The organism is Kitasatospora sp. NPDC057542 (assembly GCF_042801945.1).
Classification (GTDB): Bacteria; Actinomycetota; Actinomycetes; order Streptomycetales; family Streptomycetaceae; genus Kitasatospora.
The window spans coordinates 1-4,134 of sequence record NZ_JBHVFE010000632.1; the positions used below are offsets into that span (position 1 = coordinate 1).

General features: G+C 71.0%; 4 protein-coding genes. 3 read left to right on the forward strand and 1 reads right to left on the reverse strand.

Going from position 1 to position 4,134, the window contains the following annotated elements:
* The coding region (locus ACFU7Y_RS41135; protein WP_380771512.1) for an acyl-CoA dehydrogenase family protein at window positions 1–448 on the reverse strand (448 nt) is incomplete at its 3' end.
* A 218-nt stretch (window positions 449–666) separates the two neighbouring features.
* Here ACFU7Y_RS41135 and ACFU7Y_RS41140 point away from each other — a divergent pair.
* The 3 genes from ACFU7Y_RS41140 (at window position 667) to ACFU7Y_RS41150 (ending at window position 4,017) form a co-directional block, all read left to right on the forward strand.
* Window positions 667–2,004 carry a UDP-glucose/GDP-mannose dehydrogenase family protein gene (locus tag ACFU7Y_RS41140; RefSeq protein WP_224278833.1) on the forward strand — a complete coding sequence of 446 codons (1,338 nt, stop codon included), beginning with the start codon at window positions 667–669 and terminating at the stop codon, window positions 2,002–2,004.
* A 137-nt stretch (window positions 2,005–2,141) separates the two neighbouring features.
* A complete protein-coding gene (locus ACFU7Y_RS41145) occupies window positions 2,142–2,606 on the forward strand; it encodes a hypothetical protein (RefSeq protein WP_380771514.1) in 465 nt (154 codons plus the stop codon).
* 334 nt (window positions 2,607–2,940) lie between these two features.
* Entirely contained in the window at window positions 2,941–4,017 is a 1,077-nt protein-coding gene (locus ACFU7Y_RS41150) for a hypothetical protein (RefSeq protein ID WP_224278828.1), read from the forward strand.
* The last annotated feature ends 117 nt before the right edge of the window (window positions 4,018–4,134 follow it).

The following is a 4,134-nucleotide window of genomic DNA, read 5'->3' on the forward strand; positions in this document are numbered from 1 at the left end:
CCCGGGTCTTCATCCCCGCCGCGTCACTGCCCGCCTCCGGCTCCGACAGGCAGTACGAGAACATCCCCTCACCACGCGCCAGCGCCCCCAGGTACCTCGCCTTCAGCTCCTCCGAACCCGACAACTGCACCGGCAGCGACCCCAGCTTGTTCACCGCCGGAATCAACGAGGACGACGCACACACCCGCGCCACCTCCTCGATCACGATCACCGTCGCCAGCGCATCCGCCCCCGCACCGCCGTACTCCTCCGGCACGTGCACCGCATGCAGGTCACTGCCCTGCAACGCGTCCAGCGCCTCCTGCGGGAACCGCCCCTGCTCGTCCACCTCCGCCGCGAACGGAGCGATCTTCGCCTCGGCCAGCGAACGCACCGCCTCACGGAGCATCCCGTGCTCCTCGGAGATACGGAAGAGATCGAAGTCAGCCGCCCCTGCGCTGCCCGCCATGATGCCTGCCTCGTCGTTCAGTGACCGACGCCCGAGCGAGGTCCGATCGACGCCCGGTCCGCGTCGAATCCGCGGTTAACTACCGTTCAGTAGAGATCCTAGGGCGCCGACCTGCGGCTGCCTAGCGTCCCGTGCGTGCAGGTGATCCCGGAGCGCCCTCCGCGGACGGATAGCATCGGGGCATCCGTACTGGTCGCGTCCGCATCCAAGGAGAACCCGTGACCCTCCGCATCTCCGTGATCGGCACCGGCTACCTCGGCGCCACGCACGCCGCCGCGATGGCCGAGTTCGGCTTCGAGGTGCTGGGTCTGGACATCGACCCCGACAAGATCGCCATGCTGACCGCCGGCCGCGTTCCGATGTACGAGCCGGGGCTGTCCGAACTGCTCCTCAAGCACGTGGCCGGGCACGAGGGTTCGACCGGGCGGCTGCGCTTCACCACCTCCGCCCAGGAAGCCGCCGAGTTCGGCGACGTGCACTTCGTCTGCGTCAACACGCCGCAGCGCAAGGGCGAGTTCGCGGCCGACATGTCGTACGTCGACACCGCGATCGACGAGCTCGCACCGCATCTGACCCGCCCCGCCCTGGTGGTCGGCAAGTCCACCGTCCCGGTCGGCTCGGCGGCCCGGCTGGCCGAGCGGCTGGCCGCGCTGGCGCCGGTCGGCGAGGGCGCCGAACTCGCCTGGAACCCGGAGTTCCTGCGTGAGGGCTTCGCCGTGCAGGACACCCTGCGGCCGGACCGGATCGTGGTCGGCGCCCAGAGCGAGCGGGCCGAGCGGTTGCTGCGCGAGGTGTACGCGGAGCCGATCGCGGCCGGGGTGCCGTTCATGGTCACCGACTACGCGACCGCCGAACTGGTCAAGGCGGCCGCCAACAGCTTCCTGGCCACCAAGATCTCCTTCATCAACGCGATGGCCGAGGTCTGCGAGGCGGCCGGCGCGGACGTCACCCAGCTCAGCAAGGCGCTCGCCTACGACGATCGGATCGGCGGCAAGTTCCTCAACTCCGGCCTCGGCTTCGGCGGCGGCTGCCTGCCCAAGGACATCCGCGCGTTCATGGCCCGGGCCGGCGAGCTCGGCGCCGACCAGGCGCTGACCTTCCTGCGCGAGGTCGACTCGATCAACATGCGGCGCCGCTCCCGGATGGTGGAGCTGGCCCGTGAGCAGTGCGGCGGCGGTTTCCTGGGCCGTCGGGTCGCCGTCCTCGGCGCCGCCTTCAAGCCCAACTCGGACGACATCCGGGACTCCCCCGCCCTCAACGTGGCCGCCCAGATCCAGCTCCAGGGCGCCCAGGTCACCGTCTACGACCCGAAGGCCGTGGACAACGCCCGCAAGATGTTCCCCTCCCTCGCCTACGCCCGCTCCGCCCTGGAGGCCGCCGAGGGCGCCCACGTCGTCCTCCATCTCACCGAGTGGTCCGAGTTCCGCGAGCTGGACCCGGCCGAACTCGGCGCCGTGGTCGCCGAACGCCGCCTCCTCGACGGCCGCAACGTCCTGGACGCCGAAGCCTGGCGCGCCGCCGGCTGGACCTACCGCGCCCTGGGCCGACCGAGCTGAGGCCGTCCCGATCCCCCTCGCCGCCCCCGGGCCTCCCCGGGGGCGGCGGCGTTTCCGCCCCCCACTTATTTGAACATGTTCAGATTGCATGCGAGGATCGGTGCCTCGCTGTCCACAGAGACCGGGGGGTTCTCCTGATGCACACCGAACGCACCGGCGGGCTGGACCGGCTGCTGACCTGGCTGACCGCGGGCCTGGTGACCGTCGTCCTGCTCGGACCCGCCGTCTACCTGGGCCTCATCGTGTTCGTCTGGACCAGCAGCGGTGACGGGCCCGTCAGGGCCGACTGCTCGAAGGTGCTGGCCTTCGCGGGCGGCTCACTGCCCGCCAAGGCCGCCGGGGCCTCGTGCACGGACGACGGCGGCTGGCAGGAGGCCGGCTACGAGGCCGAGTTCCGGATGCCCCGGGCAAACCTCGCCGCCCGGCTGACGGAAGCCTTCCCCCGGGTGCGGCAGGACGCCGCCTCCGCCTCGGGTCTGAGCTTCAGCAGCGACGAGGCCGCCGGAGCCCACCCGAGCGGGCAGGCCGCGGTCGTCCGGCTGAAGGTCACGTACGACGACGCCGAAACGGCCCGGGTCAGCCTCCGGGCCTTCAACCTGTGAGCCCGGGGTGTGACTGCGTCACAGGTCAGCGGACCGCATGCGGTTGATCAACGACACGGCCACGTCGAGTCTGAGATCCTATGACCGTTCCTGTCGTCAGGTTCTGACGCGTGGTCGCACAACAACGGAGGTCTGGATGGTCGTGACGGGGAGCGGGCGGACCGGGCGGCGGCTCGTGGCGGCGGTTGCTCTGCTGCTTCCGCTGGTCACCGGCTGCGGAAGCTCCGGGCAACAGCCCGCCAGCGCCTCGGGAAGCTCCGGCACGGCTCCCTCCCAGGCTTCACCGCAGACGCCGTCTGCCGCCACGAACGCGACCTTCCGTGACCACGACCTCGTGATCAGTGCGGGCTGCACGGTGTCCGCCTCCCGGCCGGCGAAGGTCTGGGTGCACGGATTCGAACCCGGCAGCTGGAAGACGGTGGCCTCGGTCGCGTTCACCCTGCCCGCCACGGCGGCGGTCGGCTCACGGCAGGGGGAGAAGCTGAGCGCCCTTCAGGAGTTGTGCGCGGGGAACTTCCCGAATCCCGGAAGCAGCGGGGAGGAGGCCTCCGACTCCGCCTTCGGTCCGCGCGTCCGGCAGCTCTTCGACCACGACTTCAGCCGGCTCGCGGTCGTGACCGCCGACAACAAGACCGGTGCGAGCCACGTCGGCTACGTCGATCTCGCCGGCACCTTCACCGATCTCACCGGTACGCCCGCCGGCTTCACCAGCCTGCCCAAGGAGAAGGACGCCCTCTTCGCCCCCGACGGCGGGAGCGTCTGGTTCACGTACCGCGACCCGAACGGTCAGGACCACATCGCCAGCCGTGACCTGTCCGCCGACCACCGGCTGACCGAGCAGTGGTCGGGACCGAGCGCCGGATTCGGGGACCTCGGCCTGTCGCTCGGCGGCACCCCGGTGCACGGCGTGACCGGAGGGAGCGTGTACTTCAGTCCGGACGGAAGGCGCGCGGTCGGCTACGTCGACGGCGAAGGCCAGAACGTGGTGACCGTGACGGCGAACGGCGCCCTGAAGGCGAGCGGCTCCGCCGGCAGGATCAAGGACACGGAATGCCGGCCGTCCGGGTGGGTCGACAACCACACCCTGCTCTGCGCCCCCGCCACGCTGGGAGGCGCGAAGCCGCCGTACCAGAACAACCTGTGGACCCTCGACATCGACCGGATGCACCCCGACGACCACGAGAACGCCAAGGACGCCGCCGGCCCCGTCCTGCTCCCGGCCACCGACCGGAAGAACCTCCCGAAGGCCATCTCCGCCGACGGCAGGAAGCTCCTGTTCCGTTCCGTCCAGGGCAAGCAGGAGACCGCGTTCGTCACCGACCTGACCCCTGGCGCCCAGCCCCAGCAGATCACCCCCGACGAGGCCGCGACGTCCCTCGGCTACGTCGACGTCGCCCTGGAGTGGCGCTGACCCACCCGTTGGCGCCCCGCCGGGGGTCCAAACGCCCTGCCGCCACGCACCCGGCCCTGCTGGGCAACAGCTGAGGCCGGGAATGCCGAGGGGCCGCCGGTCGGAGCACGACCGGCG

Coding starts and splice junctions, on each gene's coding strand:
- ACFU7Y_RS41145 (WP_380771514.1), top strand. CDS start 2,142: ATGCACACCGAACGCACCGGCGGGCTGGACCGGCTGCTGACCTGGCTG.